The following is a 20,146-nucleotide window of genomic DNA, read 5'->3' on the forward strand; positions in this document are numbered from 1 at the left end:
CCAGAAGCCATTGTTGATCAAAAAACTGATGATGGTGTGGCAACCGTACATCATCCAAGTAAAGCGCAAGAAGTGAAGCGTTTGGAAAATCCAAATAATTTCTAAGAATTAAAATCATTGAAAGATAAAAAAGCCAAATTGTAACCAGATTTTAATTTGGCTTTTTTATAAATAATTATAATTATATTTCATTTAAGATAATGTATTGAAATAAACTTCGTTAGCAGCTTTGAAAGTGTTGACGTGTAAAGGTACGAGCGTTTCCAATTTTTGATAACCACCAGCAAGCACAAACATAATGGGAATATTGTATTTTTTCGCAAGTTTAAACACCATTAAATCTCGTTCATAGAGCATTTCAGTTGTAAACCATTTAGAGCCACAACGGTCATTTTGATGACAATCCATTCCTGCTTGGTAAATAATGAGATCAGCTTGCCAATCAATGGCATGTTCAAAACCTTCCACAATCGCTTCTGAGTATTGATCGAAATTGCCTTTTTGATTGTGAATCGGACGGGTTGTGCTACGTTCATTGGTCGTACAACCAAAAGCTAAACCATAAATACTAAAATTATAGAGGTTTTTCATGGTCAGTGAATATTCGGCTGTACCATTACCGCCATGTTGATCGCAATCGAGAATAAAGATTTTTTTATGCGGGAATTGTTTAGCGATTAAAGCTAAACCATTAAACGTACAATAGGCATTGCCGTGGGCATAGACGGCATGATGAAATCCTTGAGCGATATTCGCTGAAATACCATTTTTGAGTGCCAAACTCGTTGCCAATAATTGACCTGCTTGAATGGATAAAATGGCTTCCCGAAATTGTGGTGACCAATTTTTAAAACCTTGCATAGTCGCAAGTGGGCGTTTTCCTGTTAAAAATGCGCGAACATAAGCTGGATCATGAATTGAGTATAAAATACGTGGATCAATACTTTCAGGGTCGACCAAATCAGCTAGTTGATCTTGTTCAAGTACTTCGGCAACAGCAGTGAGCTTTTCCATGCTATTTGTGTGCGTAGTCGCATAATACCGTGAGGAATAACATGCTTTCAGCATAAGAGGGCACCTACATTAAATTTGTTCTTCAGCAATTTTCGTTAACTGTTCTAGCAGCGTTGTACCTGGGCTAAAAAGCCCATTATCAACTTGTTGTTTATAATGTGCATTGAATGCTCTTGCACGATTTTCTGGAGAAATAGACAGAGTAGTTAATCTTAAGAACCAAAAACCATCGACTTCAGAAATGGGTATAATATAACCTTTATAATGTTTATTTGCATTTTTGTGAAGTAGTTCCTTATTGTATTGTACTGAAAAAAGGCTACCAGATGGAATTCGAATCCCATTCATCATGACAGGAACGAGATTAATGCATGAATGATCATCACCCATTTTGAGTTTTTCCATCAAAATAGGTCGATTATTATCATCAGTAAAAATATTGATTAACCCTTGACGTAATAGACGACCATGTGCAATTTTTAAGAAAAAATTTTCCGCCATTGGGCAGGAACCAACTTTGGGTTTTTCATTTAAATTCTTAAGTTCAAGTAAACCAGTTTCTTTTTGTGTTTTTCTTAAAATAATATCTTCTAAAAAGTTACACAGTAATTTGCTTTCTTCAAACTCAACACATTGATGAATATTATTCAAATCTTGTTGAAACTTAAACTCTTTTTGCAGAGCGTCAGTGAAAAAATCTTGCTTCGGATATGTATTTAGAAAATTGATCACATTGGCTTGTAAATGTAGATTGCGCCAACCATTTAATTCTAAGTCATATGATTTTGCTGAGGATGTTATCGTTCTTAGTGCACGAGTATCATAATCTTGAAACATACGAAAATCTTTAAAATCAGTTTCTTCACGTTCCTGATTGATAAATTCAGCAATCACACGAGTTGCTTGTGTGAAACCACATCCGCGCCTTTCAGTTTGATGACTGAAGTGTTCGTTGAGCATTTCTGTTAAATTATTAGAAAGTGGAATAAGTTTATTTTTAAAACACGTTAAAATTTCATGATTTGTGATTTGTTGTGACATCCCTTTATCCCCATAATTTTTTAGATTTTTATTGTTCATCTTTGAAAAATAATTATAGTGAATTAACATCAAAAATAAAGTATTTTTCAATAATATCAAAGGATATATTGAATTTGCATAAATATATGTGAAATAAGAAAAGCGATAAAAATTAAAGATGTAAGGATATTCTTGTGTTAAGCCGAATGAGCAAATTGGATGAGTGTATTGGCGTAGGTTTTAAAGGTAAGACGTATAATTTTGCGAATTTTTTAATATCAGAAATGATGAAGGCAACATTAAAAAAGTTTTAAACGATAAGAAATTGTTTTTTATGATGAAAAATATATAAGAGAATATGATTTGTTAAATCATTTTTATATATGAAAAAATATATAAATGAAAAATGTGATATATTTAACATTATTTAATAAAACCATGTGAAATGGCGAAAACAATGACACTGAAATATTTAGAACAAATTGAATTTAAAAGAAAACTAGTTGAGTGGATTGAACAGAGATTCACAAACAATAATACGTTTAAAACATTATTTATTTCACTCGGCAATGCTGAAACTCGTTGCAAGGTTTGGTCAACAACTGATGTGGATTTAACCAAAGTAATAAAAAGAGCAATGGTTTATATTGATAAATCATTTTCAAAAAGTAATGCGAGTATTGAATACATTAAACTTGATCTTGTTCAAAATATAAAAGAAAAGGAATGGGGGGATGTTGTTACAGAAATTGAAAATCAAGTACATAATAATCATTTTCGTAAAGGGATTAGCTTTGATGCGCAGTTTGGAATTTGCTTACTTGAACAAGAAATATATGGAAGATCCGTAATTCGTGGAGTTATTTATAATGAGCCTAATTTTATTGACGAAAAAAATTTAAAAACGACTCTAGATAAAAAATATGGAAAATTAACTGAAAAATTTGATTTTAAAAAAATAAAAAAAGTTTACTTATTTGATACTCAATCTGCTATTTACGAAAAGCAGCAGTTTATTGAGCTTCAAACAGGTGGTTGCCAAAATGGTGTACGTTATATTGATGAAAATAATAATAAAGATCATATTATCCAAATGATTGAAAAAAATGCAGCATTTCTACATGATCAAATTAAGGATAATGGTCGCTTTATTTATGGGTACTTTCCTGCATATAACCGTGAAATTAAAAGTTATAATACAGTACGCCATTGTACTTCTTTATATGCACTTATTGAGACATTTGAGATAAATAAGCAAGAACAATACTGGTTTAAAATTCATCAATCGATAGATTATGCTTTAACGCATTTTTATAAAGAGCCACAATTGGGTACAGCATACATGATCGATGGGTTAGATGATGAACCTGAGATTAAGTTGGGTTCTAATGCTGCCGCTATTTTAATGCTGACAAAATATCAAGAAATTACACAAGATAATCGTTATCAAAAATATGCTGAATCACTTGCAAAAGGTATTCAGACGATGATTGATGAGCAAGGTGAAACGACTCATATTTTGAATTATCCATCATTAGAAATAAAAGATAAATTTCGAATCGTGTATTACGATGGTGAAGCAGCATTAGCATTGTTACGACTGTATCAAATCAATAAGAATACAGTTTTATTGGATACGGTTAAATTGATGTTTGAACATTTTATTTTGAAAAATTATGATAAATATCATGATCATTGGTTAAGTTATTGTACCAATGAGCTGACAAAAATATGTCCTGAAGAAAAATATTTTCAATTTGGTTTAAACAATTATTTAAAACATATGGATTTTATACGTAATCGTCAAACTGTATATGCGACACTCTTAGAAATGATGATGTCTGCTTATAAAATGCTAGTACGTATGGAAGAGCAGGGTTTTACTGAGTTATTGAAGTCAGCAAAATTTGAAGAATTAAAAGAGTTAATTCAATTACGCGTTGAATTTCAGAGAAATGGTTTCTTCTATCCAGAAGTTGCAATGTATATGCAAAAACCTAAAAATATATTACATGGCTTTTATGTTCGGCATGATCGTTTACGTACACGTATAGATGATCAAGAGCATAACTTGTCGGGTTATGTGGCGTATATTAATTATTTTGATATTTAAAATAAAATTAATTAAGGAAATGAAAATGATTTTTGGTATTTTAAAGCCGAATAGAGCTGTAACAGAAGTTGAACGTATATTTATTAATGTTGCACATGAACATGGACATGAAGCTTATATTTTTACGGCCGCTGATGTTGACTTTGAAAATAAAAAAATAAAAGGTATTACTTTAGAAAAAAATGAAATAATCAAAGGTTTTTTTGACTTTCCTGTAGTTATTCAAAATAGGCTTGCTGTAAAAAAAGAAGATGTAGCTATATATAATAAACTTTCTGAAATAATACCATTTACAAATCACCGTATAGGAACAAAGCAGCAAGTTTATGACAGAATGAAACGAGTAGATAATTTTAAAAAATATTTACTACAAGTAATTAATATCACAACATTAGAACATTTTATTGAATTTATTACATTACATAAAAAAATTATTGCTAAGCCAGGAGCAAGTAATCAGGGCAAAGGAATATATACTATTGAATTACAAGAACAAGGGTATTTAGTTAAACATTTGTCTGAAGAAAAAAATATTAAAAATGAAGGTATTGAGAGTTTTTTTAATGATATCTTGAAAAAAGGTAAAAGTTTTAATTTTAGTCCATATTTTTTAAGTGAAACAAATTTAGGACATGGGACAGTCTTTAGAATGCATATAACTCGTGGTCAAAATGGGCAATGGCAGTTAATTAAAATATTTCCGTATGTTAATTTAAGCAAAGCATCAGATATTACAAATGGTATGCAAGGTGCATTAATTACGACAAGAGAACAACTTTTTTTAGAGCAGTTTTATCCTAAATGTTTTAAGGAAATTAATGAAGAATTAAAAAACTTATTCAAAGTATTTACTAACCAATTTCAAAAACTTTATGCATGGCGTCTTGATTCGCTTGGTTTAGATTTAGGGATTTCACAAGATGGTGAAGTTATGATCTATGAAGTGAATTCTGGCCCTGGTATTGGTTTTATGGCTTATCCGGTGGCTTGTGCTCAAGTGAAATACTATGAATGGTTAGCTGTTAATGCAAAATTACCATTCTTGAATAATTTTCTTCCTCTTAATTTGAAAGATGAAAAGTCCTTATGAGCAGATCATGGGCTGTGATATGCGGCAATATTCGTGATGAATTAAATTTTAAACTTACGTTTCAAAAATTATTACCGTTACTAAAAGATAAAAAAATGATCATATTTTATTGTCTATTTGGAAAATGCAACGTTACAAGGTACTAGTTTTTATTATCATATGGATAGAATCCAGCAAAATCCCGTTGGCTAAAAATCAACGGGATTTTTCATAATATTATTTAACCGTACTCAAAAAATCTAAATACGGTTTAACCAACAATTGTTCTTGTTCCAATAATGGCATATGACCTACACCTTTTAAGATAATTGGGTCTTTTGCATTTTTGAGTAAGCCTTTTAGTTCTGTAGCAGCTTCAACGTTAATAATTTGATCCTTTTCACCCCATGCAATTAGTACAGGTTGATCAATACTACGTGCAGCTAAAGCAAAGGTATCCGGCGTATAGACTTTTGACATCAAAATTAATTGTTCAACCAATTTACTGGTATTGGCAGATTGAGAAATCATTAATTTTTCCTGAGAGTCTTTCAATTCTTTAGGAATAAATGGGGGTATATTGGTGGCAATTTTAAGTAAACGATCTAAATCGCCTGGCTTTGAAACAATCATATTACGTAAAGACGTTGGGTCTTTTAAATAAGGTGTATTTGCTGATTTAAAAACACCAGCACTATCGATTAAAAACAAAGACTTACTATCAACGGGGTATTGTGCGGCATACAGAAGAGCAATTGAGCCGCCCATTGAATGACCTGCAACATGTAAGCCATTTTCAATTTTAGCGGCTTCTGCAAAACGGCGCAGTTTTTCAGTCATATTCGGAATAGAATAATCAAAGTCTGCAGTAACTTTACTGTCACCTTGTCCAGGTAAATCTGGAATAATGACATGATAATAAGGCGTTAAATAGCGTGCTAAACGATTCCAATTGTCTCGACTACCAGCAAGACCATGTACAAGCATAAGCGTTGGTTTACCAACTTGACCACCTTCACTATAAGCCCAATCAATGTCAGCTACTTTTAAGCGTTTACTTTGTAAACCAGCCCAAGTACGCTCTTGTTGTAAAACACTTTGGATATCAATAGTCGCAGAAGCTGCGTGTGTTTGGTTGATTAGGCTGATGCTACCTACAGTTCCCATGCTTAAAGCAATGGAAAGAATAAGTTTTTTGAATGTCCGTTTCATGCTAATTACTCTTGTTGTTTTTAATATGTGTTTTATTAAGTTAGTAGAAAATGATTCTAATTGCATTCGCTTGAATTTAATTTTAACCTAAATATTATGCCAATGCAGATGAGATTCAAAGATGTCGAATGAACTTGCACAAATGATTTTAGCTGTAGTTAGCCAAATTCCAAAAGGTAAAGTTGCAAGTTATGGACAAATTGCAAAATTGGCAGGCTTGCCAAAACATGCACGATTGGTTGGACGAGTTTTAGGACAGATTGAGGATAGGACAGCTATTCCTTGGCATCGTGTGATCAATTCACAAGGGAAAATGAGTACAACTCAACTAACTGAACATGGTGATCATCTTCAACAGATCTTATTGCTCAGCGAGGGTGTTGTTGTAATCAATGGTCGAGTAAATTTAAAGCAGTTTGCTTGGTTACCTTAAATACTTTTTATTTATGCTCAGAATTTAGTAAAAATAATACGTGATCCAAATAGAATGAAAATACTTAAGATCACGTTTTGATTAAGCTGATTTTTTGATGATCATGACAGGCACTGTTAATTCTGTTACAAGTTTTTGTGCAACACTACCTAAAATAAACTTTTGAAAGCCTGAACGACCATTCGAGCTTAAAATCACTAAATCAATATTGAGTGTATCAATGGCTTTAGTGATAGTTTTATGAATGCTTTCACCTTCAAGAATCTGTGTCTGAACATCCACACCAGCATCTACAAACTTTTGTTTGGCTGTATTGAGATTATCTTCAATAAATTTACGGGCACGTTCAATCAGCATATTACTTTGCTGACCTGATAGGTACTCGGCAGCAATATAGGGATCAAGTGTCATGACTTCTGCAACAATCACTTTACTGTTAAATGCTTTTGCAAATTCAACAACATGAGGAATAACGGATAGTGAAGTTTCGGAGCCATCAATCGGTACAAGAATTGTTTGATAAGTCATGGATATTCTCCTAATTTGAATGTAAATAATTTTTATACAGTTCTGTTCTAAAACTGTTTATACATTCATCATAACTTGAATATGATAAGAATAAAACCACGTAAATTTATCGGGATTTATTTATTTTATTAATAGAAATAACAAATAAAATTAGTTACTTGAATTTATTTGTAGAATGATTATTTAAATTTTTAATTCAATTTGTGATGAGTAATACATTTTTATGATGTGTTAAATTATATGGCGTGTATGTTGGTTCGAAAAGTCGAAAAGCTCTAATCTAAATTTTTTAGAAGATTGGTACGAGTATTTAAATATATAAATAAATTATTTATATCCTCCGTTTGCAACACATCCCGCATCTTCAAAAACTGCTTTTCATCCATCTCATAAAGTTTGAGAGAAAGCAGTTTTTCTATATCTTCATCAGAAAAACGATACTTAATCACTTTGGCAGGAACGCCACCAACGACAGCATAAGGCGGAACATTTTGTGTGACTACTGCACCTGTAGCAACTACAGCACCTTCACCTAGTGTTACACCTTGCATGATCATGGCGCGGCTGCCAATCCAACAGCCATCAGCAATGATTGTATCGCCTGCGGGGACAAAACTACGCGTATCAAAAGGAAAAGTAGAAATCCAGTCTGGGCGATGTAACTGATTACCGCCCATCATAATTACACATTCAGCACCGAAACAGACGAAATTTCCAATATAAAGCTGATCAATCGGTTTCTCTGTGGTTGCAGGTTTATCATGCAGATAGCGCACAACACAACGCTCAAATCCTTGATCCCAATAAGCAGAATAATAAGAATAATTTCCTTTAATGTGAATATTTGGATTTTTCACTGTTTTGGAAATAAACTCAAATTCACACCAATGTTTCACTGGTGAATTAATTGAATCAGTCATATAAAGCGCGATAGGAGGAGAGTATGCTTATTTTATATGACTGTGCTCAAAAGTCTAAACAATCTGTAAATGAATTAAATGAGTTGCTTGCGTATGACGAATCTGATCAGCACGTTGATGAAAATAACGTTTAGTAATCTCTGTCCCAGATAAATCTTCCAAAACGACATAACCCATTTTTTCAACGGTTTGGTGTAAATGTTCCGATGTAAAAGTACCGATTAAAGGCTCTTTTAAAAAACGTGTAAATTGTGCAATTGCAAAACTACCGATTCGTTCAATCCCCTGCAACTGCTTATAATCAATCGAATAATCCATCACAACTTCACTGTTTGAGTGTGCGATAGAGGCAATATTTTGTAAAGTTGCCAATGTCGTTTCGGGTTTTAAATAGTGTGTAGTGCCTAACCACGAGAAGAATGCGGGCATTTTGCTGTCATATGAGCTACGCAGAAGGGCATCAGATAATTTTTCTTTTTCAAAATCAATACTGACAAATTCAACATTACTTGGAATTGTGCCTAGTTTTTTTAATTTATGAATTTTGATTTTTTGTGTGTCAGGATGATCAACTTCAAATATCTTTAATTCAGGATATTGTTCAGCCATGCGTAATACAAAAGAATCCAATCCTGCGCCGACTAAAATATATTGTAAAATTTCTCTTCTATCCAATGCTTCCAATAGCCAATCTTCTGCATATATTGAGCGCCCAACGACCTGAGCCGTGAGTCTACCTAGAGATTGGTTGAGTGGGGCAGAATTTAAAAATTTACAAAAAATAGGATTAGACAATAATTTGCGCCAACGGCCATTGGTCATTTCAAAAGCATAAGGGTCTGAAAAAACAGGATTTGAGCTATTTTGATGATGATTAGCACGTAATGCGGCTGCGGCTTCTGCTGTGCGGCTGATTCGTCCTGCTTTCATATTCGTCCTAGATTGTTGTTATTGGTAAAGACTTTAATGCAATGTAGAAATTTAACAATGACTGATATGATATAAAAAAATGCATTTTATGGTCATATAAAAAACAAAACCCCTCAAAAGAGGGGCTGAAATTGGAATTTTTATGCTTAAATATTAAAGATATTCAACTTTCACAATTTCGTATTCGACTTCACCATTTGGTGTTTGAATTTTTGCTTCATCGCCTTCACTTTTGCTTAAAAGACCACGCGCAATGGGTGAATTCACTGAGATTTTATTGATTTTAAAATCTGCCTCATCATCACCAACAATCTTATAAGTCTTTTGTTCTTCGGTGTCTAAGTTTTCGATCGTCACAGTCACACCAAAAACCACACGGCCATTTTGCTCAAGTGTTTTCACATCAATTTCTTGAACTGCACCGAGTTTGCCTTCAATGTCTTGGATGCGACCTTCACAGAAACCTTGTTGCTCACGAGCAGCATGGTATTCAGCATTTTCTTTCAAATCCCCATGTTCACGTGCTTCTGCAATGGCAGCAATAATACGTGGACGATCAACACTTTTAAGTTGCTGTAATTCTTTCTCTAGGGCAATTTTGCCTTCAGGAGTCATAGGATAACGTTTCATAGTTGTCCCTCAAGTTTTGGTATTTTAAAAAATACAGGTTTATAAATGAAAAAAAGCCCGCCACCGAGAGGTAGCGGGACTTCTCGGTAAACGAATTAACCTACAGTTTGTAAATCTTGCAAACGATAAACATCCATTGGTAATTTAATCGCTAAAGCTTGGCAAACTGCATCGGCACCATTCAAAGTCGTTGTATGGTAAACCTTGCCTTGAAGTGCAGAACGGCGGATTGAGAATGAATCCTGTTGCGCTTGTTTGCCTTCAGTTGTATTGATAATGAGGTGAATTTCGCCATTTTTCAAGCGGTCCACGATGTTTGGACGACCTTCAGTGACTTTATTTACACGTTCACATTCAATACCAGCTTCTTGGATAATATCAAAAGTACCACCAGTCGCAAGAATTTTAAAGCCAAAACCTGCAAGTTGTTTCGCAATACCTACAGCACGAGGCTTATCTGAATCACGAACAGAAATAAATGCGTGTTTTACTTCACCTTCTGTTGGAAGACCTGGTAAACGCTCGTTTGCACCTAAAACAGCTTTGTAGAATGCTTCACCAAAAGTTTTACCCACACCCATCACTTCGCCTGTAGATTTCATCTCAGGGCCAAGAATTGGGTCAACACCAGGGAACTTATTGAAAGGGAATACTGCTTCTTTTACTGAGAAATATGTCGGGATAATTTCTTTCGTGAATCCTTGAGATTCTAAAGATTGACCCGCCATACAACGTGCAGCAACTTTCGCTAATGATTCACCGATACATTTAGAAACGAACGGTACAGTACGTGATGCACGTGGATTCACTTCTAAGATGTAAACGTCAGTGCCTTTTACAGCAAACTGTACGTTCATCAAACCAATTACGCCAAGCTCTTTCGCCATAGCAATGGTTTGACGACGCATATCATCCTGTACTTCTTGAGATAAAGAGTACGGAGGAATAGAACATGCTGAGTCACCTGAGTGAATGCCTGCTTGTTCGATATGCTGCATGATGCCGCCGATCACAACGTCTTTACCGTCAGATACGCAGTCTACGTCAACTTCAATTGCATCATCTAAGAAACGGTCAAGAAGAACAGGTGCTTCATTTGATGCTTGAACCGCATCACGTAAGTAGCGTTTAAGTTCATCATCGTTGTATACGATTTCCATCGCACGACCACCAAGAACGTATGATGGACGTACCACAAGTGGATAGCCAACTTTCGCTGCTTCAGCCATACCTTCTTCAGCAGATTTAACAATGCTGTTGTTTGGTTGACGAAGTTGCAGACGTTGAATCATTTGTTGGAAACGTTCACGATCTTCTGCACGGTCAATTGCATCAGGTGATGTACCGATAATTGGAGCACCAGCTTCTTCTAAAGCACGAGCCAATTTTAAAGGTGTTTGACCGCCGTACTGCACGATAATGCCTTTAGGCTTCTCGATGCGTACAATTTCCAATACATCTTCAAGTGTAATCGGTTCGAAGTACAAACGATCAGAAGTGTCATAATCGGTAGAAACAGTTTCAGGGTTACAGTTCACCATGATTGTTTCGTAGCCGTCTTCACGCATTGCAAGTGCCGCGTGTACACAACAGTAATCGAACTCGATACCTTGACCAATACGGTTAGGACCGCCACCGATCACCATGATCTTGTCTTTAGTCGATGGATTTGCTTCACATTCATCATCGTAAGTTGAATACATATACGCTGTGTCAGATTCGAATTCAGCAGCACACGTATCAACACGTTTGTAAACAGGGGTAACACCCAAGTTCCAACGATGTTTACGGAATTGTTTTTGTGAAATACCCATCAAGTCTGCAATACGAAGATCAGACAAACCTTTACGTTTGAACGAACGGATGTTGTCCGCATTCAAATCACCAAAACCTAGAGTTTTGATTTGTTCTTCAGATTTAATGATGTCTTCGATTTGAATCAAGAACCAACGGTCAATGTTTGTTGCAGTAAACACTTCATCTAGAGTGAAACCGTGACGGAATGCATCTGCAACGTACCAAATACGCTCAGCACCCGGAACACGGAGTTCTTGAAGAATTTTTTCGCGTGCTCCTTCAGTACCCACAGCGATCTTTTCGTCAAAACCAGATACACCGACTTCAAGACCACGAAGTGCTTTTTGTACAGATTCTTGGAAGTTACGACCAATCGCCATTACTTCACCGACAGATTTCATCTGAGTCGTCAAAGTTGCGTCAGCTTGCGGGAATTTCTCGAAGTTAAAACGAGGAATTTTCGTTACAACATAGTCAATTGCAGGTTCGAATGACGCAGGTGTTGTACCGCCAGTGATGTCATTTTTCAATTCATCAAGGGTATAACCAACAGCCAATTTCGCAGCAATTTTCGCAATTGGGAAACCCGTTGCTTTAGATGCAAGTGCAGATGAACGTGATACACGTGGGTTCATCTCGATCACAACCATACGACCGGTATTTGGACAAATACCGAACTGTACGTTTGAACCGCCTGTTTCTACACCAATTTCACGAAGTACTGCTAAAGATGCATTACGAAGTAATTGGAATTCTTTATCTGTCAATGTTTGTGCAGGAGCAACAGTGATTGAATCACCTGTATGCACGCCCATTGGGTCAAAGTTTTCAATGGTACATACAATGATGCAGTTGTCGTTTTTGTCACGAACAACTTCCATTTCGTACTCTTTCCAACCAATTAAAGATTCATCAATCAATAACTGTTTAGTCGGAGAAAGATCGAATCCACGTTCACAGATTTCAATGAATTCTTCTTTATTGTAAGCAATACCGCCACCTGAACCACCCATGGTGAATGATGGACGGATAATCACAGGGAAGCCGAAACGTGCTTGAATTTCTAAAGCTTCTTCCATTGATTCTGCAATATCAGCTTTTGGACATTCAAGACCAATTTTACGCATTGCGATATCGAACAGTTTGCGATCTTCAGCTTTTTCAATCGCTTCTTTGCTCGCACCGATCAATTCAACATTGAATTTTTCTAAAATGCCGTTTGCATCAAGTGCAAGCGCACAGTTCAATGCTGTTTGACCACCCATTGTTGGAAGAACAGCATCAGGGCGTTCTTTCTCAATGATGGCTGCAACAGTCTGCCACGTAATCGGTTCGATATACGTTGCATCAGCCATTGTAGGGTCGGTCATAATGGTCGCTGGGTTAGAGTTCACCAAAATAACACGATAGCCTTCTTCACGAAGGGCTTTACATGCTTGAGCACCTGAGTAATCGAACTCACATGCCTGACCGATGACAATCGGACCTGCACCTATAATTAAGATGCTTTTAATATCTGTACGTTTAGCCATGATCGCTTCCTTAATTACTTCTTAGATGCTTCGATAAGTTCGATGAAATGATCGAACAACGGTGCGCAGTCATGTGGACCAGGGCTTGCTTCAGGGTGACCTTGGAAGCTGAACGCAGGTTTGTCTGTACGATGAATCCCTTGAAGAGTTTGATCGAACAATGATTTGTGCGTAGCTTTCAAGTTTGCAGGTAATGTTTCTGCATCCACTGCGAAGCCATGGTTTTGAGAAGTAATCATCACTGTACCAGTTTCAATATTCTGTACAGGATGGTTTGCACCGTGGTGACCGTGAGGCATTTTCACAGTTTTAGCACCAGATGCTAGGGCAAGAATTTGGTGACCCAAGCAAATACCAAATACAGGTACATTGCGAGCATCTTCAACGATTGTTTTCACCGCTTCAATTGCATAGTCACATGCTGCTGGATCGCCAGGGCCATTAGACAAGAACACGCCATCTGGATTGAGTGCCAATACATCAGCAGCAGGGGTTTGTGCAGGTACAACAGTCAACTTACAACCGCGGTCTGCAAGCATACGTAAGATGTTGGTTTTGACACCATAATCGTATGCAACAACATGGAACTTCACTTCAGGTTGGGAGAAACCTTGACCTAAAGTCCAAGAGCCTTCAGTCCATTCAAAACCGTCAGGATCACAACATTCTTTAGCAAGGTCTAAACCATTTAAGCCACCGAATGCACGTGCTTTTGCAATTGCTTCTTCTTCAGTGATATTTTCACCTGCCAAGATGCAACCATTTTGAGCACCTTTATCACGTAAAATACGCGTTAATTTACGTGTATCAATATCAGCAATCGCAACGACATTATGTTGTTGTAAATATTCGCCTAAAGATTGCGTGGCACGGAAATTACTATGAAGGAGGGGGAGGTCACGAATGATTAAACCATTCGCCCATACTTTATGAATGCGACCAGACTCAACGTCTTCGTCATTACAACCAGTATTACCAATATGAGGATAAGTTAAAGTTACAAGTTGCTGTGCATAACTCGGATCAGTCAAGATTTCTTGATAACCAGTCATGGCAGTATTAAAAACGACTTCACCAGTCGTACTTCCCGTAGCGCCGATCGATGTACCTTTAAAAACGGTACCGTCAGCTAGGGCTAAAATTGCTGGGGTGCTCAAACCAAAGCTCCTGAACTAAAACCACAAAAATAGGGCTGTAAAAAAGCGAGTAGACGAAAAAAAAGGAAGGTTCATTAAATCCTACCCTCCTCATGTCTGCTCGCTTGTAACTTAACACGGCATTATACGCAGTAAACCTTAATAAGTCCATTGTATTTCTATTGAAAATACGAGATAAAACCCTTGCTATTTATCTTTAACTGTTTTCTATAACTAAGTGTATAAAATGTAAGAATTTAAGAATTGTTAGACAAATCAAAATCTAAAATTTATCTAATCGGGATATGCTAAAGGCTCATATCACAGGGGAAATAATATGAGTATCTCAAAAGAAAAGGTCGGTCAGGCTGTTGTCGAAGCAAAAGAAGTCGTGGCTGAAAAAGTAACAAAAGACGTTGTTGCAATCAAAGAAGTTGTGCTTGAAACTGCGGAAAATTTAGAAAAACTTGGTAAAGAAACACAACAAAAAGTAGTGGGTGTTGTGAACGAAACTCAAGCGAATTTAAAAGTTGAAGCAGAACAACTAAGTGAACAAGTGCAAAATGTGGTTCAGGAAGTGATTCAAGAGCCAGTGCAAGAGATTAAACGAGATGCATCACAGCGTTTAGAGATCATCAAAAAGCAATTTTCAACATCAAAAAGTGATTTGTTTGAGTTCGCTCAATTTTTGAAAGCAGAATGTGGTGTGTTGGTCAAAGAATTGACTGAGGTGACTCAAGAAATTCGTGAAGATGTTGTACAAATTTCTTTAAAACATAAAGAAAATTTAGTTGAAACATTAAAGCGTTCTAAAGCCAATACATTAGATGTTTGGAATAAAGTAACTGCAAAATAATGATTGACGAATACAAAATAAAAAAGTGGGGTCAATGACCTCACTTTTTTATTTCTAAGTATGCACAAAACAAATTGTATATTAGAAGGTATGTAACCAATCACGCTTGTTATGAAAATCGGCTTGTTGACCACTATGCTGCATCGCATAAAATTGATCACCTTGTGTGGTTTTTAACACAGCAGACAAACCAATATACACATCAGTCCATTTTAACTTATGTGTCAGCATAAACTCAGTTAAATCTACGCTGACATTTAAACCGTAATGCGTTCTTTTTAGTTGATTCAGCTCAATGTCGTAGGCAGGTTTAGGCGGCATGTCTTCAGGGTAGCGATACTCTTCAAACTGATAAGCCTGCCATGCTTGGGAAGGGGAGAGATTAACTTCCCGATAAGCGTCATCGCCCTGAATACCAATAAAGATTTCATAGCAGGTTTGTTCCCATAAAAAATCTTGTCGAGGGTTGGACGCAACCATTTCAGGATAAATCATAAATTGATTTGGATCGCGTAACCAAAAACCGACATTTAATGTAAATGGGGTTGCCTGCTCAATTGCACCGACTAAGGAAATGCTTTGAAAGCGGCGGTCAAATGCATTGAGTTCATAACTTGCCATAATCGATCGTCAGCTCAGCAATTAGTTAGAAAGATTTGCGTGACGAACAAGATTAGACAATTTCGCATTTTGTTTTGCTGCTTTTTTATAAAGCAATGCAATTTTACCAATAGTTTGCACAACTTCAGCCGTTGTTTTGTTGGCAATCTCAGCAATCATTGCTGTACGTGCTTCACGATCTTCAGCTGAAATTTTAACTTTAATCAGTTCGTGATCTGCAAGAGCACGGTTAATTTCTTCAACGACATTTTCAGTCAAGCCTTGTCCACCTGTCATTACAACAGGATTAAGCGCATGACCAATTTGACGTAAACGTTTGCGTTCTTGTATAGATAGAGCCGCCATATTAAAGATAACCTAATTTTAAAAACGACTTAGTATAACAAAAGCCATATCACTGCGCTGTAAATTCTGTATAAATAATCGATTAAGATGATTTGGAAAAACGTATAGATTAGGATGCATTTATATACATATGCATACTGCAATGCGTATATTTTTCACGTACAATCAAGCGTTGACATCAATTATATTTTAGAGAGATATGGCTACACGCATTACCAACCAGAAGTTATCCAAAAGTAGTCGTGTGTGGATGAGAGAACACCTCGATGACCACTTTGTAAAGAAAGCACAAAAGGAAGGTTACCGTGCTCGGGCAGCTTATAAACTGTTAGAAATGCAGGAAAAATATAAAATCATTAAGCCTGGAATGACCGTTGTGGATTTGGGTGCTGCACCTGGAAGTTGGTCGCAAATTGCTGGTAAATTGGTCGGTGATAAAGGTTTAGTGGTTGCTTCTGATATTTTAGAGATGGATGCATTACCCGATGTAACTTTCCTTCAAGGTGATTTTCGTGATGAAGAAGTCTTCGAAAAATTGTTAAATATTTTAGATGGACGGGTTGTAGACGTTGTAATTTCAGATATGGCCCCCAATACATCAGGTAATAAGGCTGTTGATCAACCACGTCAGATCTACCTTTGTGAGTTAGCACTCGATTTTGCAAATAAAGTGTTATCACCAAAAGGTCAGTTTGTCGTTAAAGTCTTTCAGGGCACAGGTTTTGATGAGTTCCGAAAACAGGTTGTCGATAGTTTTACTGTGTTGAAGACAGCAAAACCTGCAGCTTCACGCGCACGTTCTAAAGAAGTTTTTTTAATTGGACAAGGCCGTAAGAAGATTTCTCCATAAAGTTTACTTGCCAAGTAGCTAAAAATTGTGCATTTTGTACCTTTTTATACTTTATTGCGAAATTCATTACTCGCTTTTTGTTAAGGATCTTTCGCTTCTGAAAGATCAAATTAGATTGATATGGGAATAAAGCTTTGAGCGATCTCTTCAAAAATGCCGTACTGTGGCTTGTTATTCTTGGTGTGCTGATATTAATTTTCAGCAACATTAGCGACCGTAACAAACCTGATGCTATGAATTATTCACAATTTGTAGCAGAGGTAAATGCGGGTCAAGTTAAGCAAGTAACAATTGACGGTCTGCAAATCAGCGGTGAAAAAACCAATGGTACTAAGTTTGAAAGTGTTCGCCCTGCGGTAGAAGACCCTCAGCTTATGCCAAGTCTACAAAAAAATAATGTGGTTATTGAGGGTACAGCACCTCAACGTCAAAGCGTGTTGATGCAATTATTAATTGCAAGTTTCCCTGTACTTTTAATTATTTTATTGTTCATGTTCTTTATGCGTAACATGGGCGGTGGTGCAGGCGGTAAAAATGGGCCAATGAGCTTTGGTAAATCAAAAGCAAAATTGCTTTCTGATGATCAAATCAAAATTACCTTTGCTGATGTTGCTGGTGCTGACGAAGCGAAACAAGAAGTTGTTGAAATTGTCGATTTCTTGAAAGATCCTTCTCGCTTTAAACGTTTAGGTGCAACGATTCCTCGTGGTGTCTTGATGGTTGGTCCTCCTGGTACGGGTAAAACGTTGCTTGCTAAAGCCATTGCAGGCGAAGCGAAAGTTCCGTTCTTTAGTATTTCTGGTTCTGACTTTGTTGAAATGTTTGTGGGTGTGGGTGCGTCCCGTGTTCGTGATATGTTTGAGCAAGCGAAACGTCATGCGCCATGTATCATTTTTATCGATGAGATTGATGCAGTCGGTCGTCACCGTGGTTCAGGTACAGGTGGTGGTCACGATGAGCGTGAGCAAACCCTAAACCAAATGCTTGTAGAGATGGATGGTTTTGAGGGTAATGAAGGTATTATCGTTATTGCTGCAACAAACCGTGCAGATGTACTCGATAAAGCATTACTTCGTCCAGGTCGTTTTGACCGTCAAGTGATGGTGGGTTTACCTGATATTAAGGGCCGTGAGCAAATTTTAAATGTGCATCTTAAAAAGTTACCTTCGGTAACGGGTGTGGATGTAAAAGTGCTTGCACGTGGTACACCTGGCTTCTCGGGTGCGCAGTTGGCAAATCTTGTAAACGAAGCGGCATTGTTTGCTGCACGTCGTAATAAGAACACTGTCGATATGCATGACTTTGAAGATGCGAAAGATAAAATTTACATGGGGCCTGAGCGTAAGTCGATGGTTATTCGTGAAGAAGAGCGTCGTAATACGGCTTACCATGAGTCTGGACATGCGATTGTTGCAGAAGTGCTTCCGGGTACAGACCCTGTGCATAAAGTAACGATCATGCCACGTGGTTGGGCATTGGGTGTGACTTGGCAGCTACCTGAACAAGATCAGATCAGCAACTATCGTGACAAAATGTTGAATGAAATTTCAATCTTGTTTGGTGGTCGTATTGCTGAAGAAATCTTTATGGGACAAATGTCTACAGGTGCATCAAACGACTTTGAGCGTGCGACTAAACTTGCTCGTGCAATGGTGACAAAATACGGTATGTCTGAAAAGATGGGCGTCATGGTTTACGAAGAAGAAAACCAAAATGGTTTCTTTGGTAACATGGGTAACCGTACAATTTCTGAAGCAACGCAACAACAAGTTGATCAGGAAGTGCGTCGCATTTTAGATGAGCAGTATAAAGTCGCTTGGAATATTCTTGAAAGTCACAAAGATATTGCTCATACCATGGTGAAAGCCTTGATGGAATGGGAAACGATTGATCGTGATCAAATTCGTGACATTATGGAAGGTCGTGAACCACAACCACCAAAAGTTTATATTGCTGAAAATCCAGTGGCAGATGTGATTCCTACCGATGGTCCATCTACACCACCACCATTACCAGCAAGCTAATGAGTAAAAAGTAGATAAAGTAAAAAGAGTCCTGTAAAGGGCTCTTTTTTTTTTGCCAATTTTTTGCTAAAAATTTATTGTTTTGAAAAAGATCTAATATGTCAAAAGCAGAATTGGGTAAAATACGATAATTGATGAATGCTGGATGAATGATGCAACTTAAGCCATTAGCTCAAAAAACGTTGAAATGTGGGCAACTTACGCTTGATTTATCACAACCCCATATTATGGGGATTTTGAATGTTACTCCTGATTCATTTAGTGATGGGGGGCAGTATAACGAGGTGGCACAAGCTATTGCTCATGCTAAGCAAATGATTGCAGATGGTGCAACAGTGATTGATGTGGGTGGCGAGTCTACACGTCCAGGAGCATCCGCTGTGGCTATTGAGGAAGAAATTCGCCGTGTTGTACCTGTGGTTACGGAGGTTGCAAAATTAAATGTTGTGATTTCGATTGATACCTCAGCCCCTGAGGTGATGCGTGCAGCGGTTCAAGCGGGTGCCCACATTTGGAATGATGTTCGAGCATTGTCTAGACCTAATGCACTGCAAACAGCGGCAGAATTGGATATTCCTGTGATAATTATGCATATGCGCGGTGAGCCGACCACTATGAATAATTTGGATCAATATGACAACGTTACACAAGATGTAATAATTGAATTGCAGCAGCGTGTAAATGATGCTTTACACGCAGGTGTGCGTTCAGAAAATATCATGATTGATCCGGGCTTTGGTTTTGCGAAGAATGCACAACAAAATTTACAGTTGTTAAATGAATTTTATCGTTTAACGGAACTGGGCTATCCGATTCTTTCAGCATTGTCACGGAAACGTTTTATTGGTGAAGCATTGGGTGGAGTTGATGCAGGAGAGCGTGCTGTGGGCTCTGTTACCGCACATTTACTGACTATTCAGCAGGGTGCGTGTATGGTGCGAGCGCATGATGTAAAAGCTATGCATGATGCCGTTTTGGTTTGGAAAGCTATGCAGAATGCAGTCTAAGGGTAAGTGGTATCTAGGAAAAGCTTAAAAAAAAAGTTTAAATTCATCTCTGTGGTTTTTTTGTATACACAGAGATGATTGGATACGAGAATAATATACAACTATGTGG

General features: G+C 36.9%; 19 protein-coding genes. 8 read left to right on the forward strand and 11 right to left on the reverse strand.

Annotation, left to right across the window (positions count from 1 at the left end):
* The coding region (locus tag ACK1JC_RS13390; protein ID WP_409512420.1) for a hypothetical protein at nucleotides 1-105 on the forward strand (105 nt) is incomplete at its 5' end.
* Between the two features lie 87 nt (nucleotides 106-192).
* Here the strand turns inward: ACK1JC_RS13390 and ACK1JC_RS13395 are convergent.
* On the reverse strand, nucleotides 193-1,068 hold the full coding sequence (locus ACK1JC_RS13395) for a histone deacetylase (RefSeq protein ID WP_409512373.1): 876 nt from the start codon (nucleotides 1,066-1,068) through the stop codon (nucleotides 193-195).
* Between the two features lie 15 nt (nucleotides 1,069-1,083).
* Nucleotides 1,084-2,055, reverse strand: coding sequence for a hypothetical protein (locus ACK1JC_RS13400; protein WP_409512374.1), 972 nt, complete (start codon nucleotides 2,053-2,055; stop codon nucleotides 1,084-1,086).
* Between the two features lie 436 nt (nucleotides 2,056-2,491).
* Between ACK1JC_RS13400 and ACK1JC_RS13405 the strand changes: the two genes are divergently transcribed.
* Both ACK1JC_RS13405 and ACK1JC_RS13410 read left to right on the forward strand, forming a co-directional pair.
* Nucleotides 2,492-4,147, forward strand: coding sequence for a poly alpha-glucosyltransferase (locus ACK1JC_RS13405; RefSeq protein ID WP_409512375.1), 1,656 nt, complete (start codon nucleotides 2,492-2,494; stop codon nucleotides 4,145-4,147).
* A gap of 25 nt (nucleotides 4,148-4,172) precedes the next feature.
* Nucleotides 4,173-5,237 carry a YheC/YheD family protein gene (locus ACK1JC_RS13410; RefSeq protein ID WP_409512376.1) on the forward strand — a complete coding sequence of 355 codons (1,065 nt, stop codon included), beginning with the start codon at nucleotides 4,173-4,175 and terminating at the stop codon, nucleotides 5,235-5,237.
* Nucleotides 5,238-5,453: 216 nt separating this feature from the next.
* Here ACK1JC_RS13410 and ACK1JC_RS13415 read toward each other — a convergent pair whose 3' ends face one another.
* A complete protein-coding gene (locus ACK1JC_RS13415) occupies nucleotides 5,454-6,428 on the reverse strand; it encodes an alpha/beta fold hydrolase (protein WP_409512377.1) in 975 nt (324 codons plus the stop codon).
* A 121-nt stretch (nucleotides 6,429-6,549) separates the two neighbouring features.
* Here ACK1JC_RS13415 and ACK1JC_RS13420 point away from each other — a divergent pair, with 121 nt between their 5' ends.
* Nucleotides 6,550-6,861, forward strand: a complete 312-nt coding sequence (locus ACK1JC_RS13420; RefSeq protein WP_409512378.1) for an MGMT family protein — start codon at nucleotides 6,550-6,552, stop codon at nucleotides 6,859-6,861.
* An 81-nt stretch (nucleotides 6,862-6,942) separates the two neighbouring features.
* On the opposite strand, the gene ACK1JC_RS13425 is transcribed toward ACK1JC_RS13420, so the two are convergent.
* The 6 genes from ACK1JC_RS13425 to carA all read right to left on the reverse strand — a co-directional run bounded on the left by ACK1JC_RS13425 (nucleotide 6,943) and on the right by carA (nucleotide 14,355).
* On the reverse strand, nucleotides 6,943-7,389 hold the full coding sequence (locus ACK1JC_RS13425; RefSeq protein WP_409512379.1) for a universal stress protein: 447 nt from the start codon (nucleotides 7,387-7,389) through the stop codon (nucleotides 6,943-6,945).
* Between the two features lie 275 nt (nucleotides 7,390-7,664).
* Nucleotides 7,665-8,309 (reverse strand): CatB-related O-acetyltransferase, encoded by a 645-nt coding sequence (locus ACK1JC_RS13430; protein WP_409512380.1) that lies wholly within the window; start codon nucleotides 8,307-8,309, stop codon nucleotides 7,665-7,667.
* A 54-nt stretch (nucleotides 8,310-8,363) separates the two neighbouring features.
* Complete coding sequence (locus ACK1JC_RS13435) at nucleotides 8,364-9,239, reverse strand: class I SAM-dependent methyltransferase (RefSeq protein WP_409512381.1); 876 nt, start codon at nucleotides 9,237-9,239, stop codon at nucleotides 8,364-8,366.
* Nucleotides 9,240-9,392: 153 nt separating this feature from the next.
* Nucleotides 9,393-9,869, reverse strand: coding sequence for a transcription elongation factor GreA (greA, locus tag ACK1JC_RS13440; RefSeq protein ID WP_409512382.1), 477 nt, complete (start codon nucleotides 9,867-9,869; stop codon nucleotides 9,393-9,395).
* A 95-nt stretch (nucleotides 9,870-9,964) separates the two neighbouring features.
* Nucleotides 9,965-13,198, reverse strand: a complete 3,234-nt coding sequence (carB, locus tag ACK1JC_RS13445) for a carbamoyl-phosphate synthase large subunit (protein ID WP_409512383.1) — start codon at nucleotides 13,196-13,198, stop codon at nucleotides 9,965-9,967.
* A gap of 14 nt (nucleotides 13,199-13,212) precedes the next feature.
* Entirely contained in the window at nucleotides 13,213-14,355 is a 1,143-nt protein-coding gene (gene carA / locus ACK1JC_RS13450; protein WP_409512384.1) for a glutamine-hydrolyzing carbamoyl-phosphate synthase small subunit, read from the reverse strand.
* A gap of 316 nt (nucleotides 14,356-14,671) precedes the next feature.
* Between carA and ACK1JC_RS13455 the strand changes: the two genes are divergently transcribed.
* Complete coding sequence (locus tag ACK1JC_RS13455) at nucleotides 14,672-15,190, forward strand: hypothetical protein (protein WP_409512385.1); 519 nt, start codon at nucleotides 14,672-14,674, stop codon at nucleotides 15,188-15,190.
* An 81-nt stretch (nucleotides 15,191-15,271) separates the two neighbouring features.
* Here ACK1JC_RS13455 and ACK1JC_RS13460 read toward each other — a convergent pair whose 3' ends face one another.
* Both ACK1JC_RS13460 and yhbY read right to left on the reverse strand, forming a co-directional pair.
* Nucleotides 15,272-15,811, reverse strand: coding sequence for a DOMON-like domain-containing protein (locus ACK1JC_RS13460; RefSeq protein WP_409512386.1), 540 nt, complete (start codon nucleotides 15,809-15,811; stop codon nucleotides 15,272-15,274).
* Nucleotides 15,812-15,832: 21 nt separating this feature from the next.
* On the reverse strand, nucleotides 15,833-16,156 hold the full coding sequence (gene yhbY / locus ACK1JC_RS13465; protein ID WP_409512387.1) for a ribosome assembly RNA-binding protein YhbY: 324 nt from the start codon (nucleotides 16,154-16,156) through the stop codon (nucleotides 15,833-15,835).
* 199 nt (nucleotides 16,157-16,355) lie between these two features.
* Here yhbY and rlmE point away from each other — a divergent pair, with 199 nt between their 5' ends.
* The 3 genes from rlmE (at nucleotide 16,356) to folP (ending at nucleotide 20,037) form a co-directional block, all read left to right on the forward strand.
* A complete protein-coding gene (rlmE, locus tag ACK1JC_RS13470) occupies nucleotides 16,356-17,006 on the forward strand; it encodes a 23S rRNA (uridine(2552)-2'-O)-methyltransferase RlmE (RefSeq protein ID WP_409512388.1) in 651 nt (216 codons plus the stop codon).
* A 134-nt stretch (nucleotides 17,007-17,140) separates the two neighbouring features.
* The gene (gene ftsH / locus ACK1JC_RS13475; RefSeq protein WP_409512389.1) at nucleotides 17,141-19,030 is read left to right on the forward strand and encodes an ATP-dependent zinc metalloprotease FtsH; all 1,890 of its coding nucleotides are present in this window, start codon (nucleotides 17,141-17,143) and stop codon (nucleotides 19,028-19,030) included.
* Nucleotides 19,031-19,182: 152 nt separating this feature from the next.
* Nucleotides 19,183-20,037, forward strand: coding sequence for a dihydropteroate synthase (gene folP / locus ACK1JC_RS13480; RefSeq protein ID WP_409512390.1), 855 nt, complete (start codon nucleotides 19,183-19,185; stop codon nucleotides 20,035-20,037).
* Nucleotides 20,038-20,146: the final 109 nt, after the last annotated feature.

It is taken from the genome of Acinetobacter sp. TY2 (assembly GCF_046269225.1).
Taxonomy (GTDB): Bacteria; Pseudomonadota; Gammaproteobacteria; order Pseudomonadales; family Moraxellaceae; genus Acinetobacter.

Bases quoted from the DNA above. Each gene is read 5' to 3' on its own strand.
- ACK1JC_RS13410 (WP_409512376.1), top strand. From the start codon at position 4,173: ATGATTTTTGGTATTTTAAAGCCGAATAGAGCTGTAACAGAAGTTGAA.
- ACK1JC_RS13460 (WP_409512386.1), bottom strand. From the start codon at position 15,811: ATGGCAAGTTATGAACTCAATGCATTTGACCGCCGCTTTCAAAGCATT.
- yhbY (WP_409512387.1), bottom strand. From the start codon at position 16,156: ATGGCGGCTCTATCTATACAAGAACGCAAACGTTTACGTCAAATTGGT.
- ACK1JC_RS13455 (WP_409512385.1), top strand. From the start codon at position 14,672: ATGAGTATCTCAAAAGAAAAGGTCGGTCAGGCTGTTGTCGAAGCAAAA.
- ACK1JC_RS13420 (WP_409512378.1), top strand. From the start codon at position 6,550: ATGTCGAATGAACTTGCACAAATGATTTTAGCTGTAGTTAGCCAAATT.
- ACK1JC_RS13435 (WP_409512381.1), bottom strand. From the start codon at position 9,239: ATGAAAGCAGGACGAATCAGCCGCACAGCAGAAGCCGCAGCCGCATTA.
- ACK1JC_RS13395 (WP_409512373.1), bottom strand. From the start codon at position 1,068: ATGCTGAAAGCATGTTATTCCTCACGGTATTATGCGACTACGCACACA.
- ACK1JC_RS13425 (WP_409512379.1), bottom strand. From the start codon at position 7,389: ATGACTTATCAAACAATTCTTGTACCGATTGATGGCTCCGAAACTTCA.
- greA (WP_409512382.1), bottom strand. From the start codon at position 9,869: ATGAAACGTTATCCTATGACTCCTGAAGGCAAAATTGCCCTAGAGAAA.
- ACK1JC_RS13400 (WP_409512374.1), bottom strand. From the start codon at position 2,055: ATGTCACAACAAATCACAAATCATGAAATTTTAACGTGTTTTAAAAAT.
- rlmE (WP_409512388.1), top strand. From the start codon at position 16,356: ATGGCTACACGCATTACCAACCAGAAGTTATCCAAAAGTAGTCGTGTG.
- ACK1JC_RS13415 (WP_409512377.1), bottom strand. From the start codon at position 6,428: ATGAAACGGACATTCAAAAAACTTATTCTTTCCATTGCTTTAAGCATG.
- folP (WP_409512390.1), top strand. From the start codon at position 19,183: ATGCAACTTAAGCCATTAGCTCAAAAAACGTTGAAATGTGGGCAACTT.
- ACK1JC_RS13430 (WP_409512380.1), bottom strand. From the start codon at position 8,309: ATGACTGATTCAATTAATTCACCAGTGAAACATTGGTGTGAATTTGAG.
- carB (WP_409512383.1), bottom strand. From the start codon at position 13,198: ATGGCTAAACGTACAGATATTAAAAGCATCTTAATTATAGGTGCAGGT.
- ACK1JC_RS13405 (WP_409512375.1), top strand. From the start codon at position 2,492: ATGACACTGAAATATTTAGAACAAATTGAATTTAAAAGAAAACTAGTT.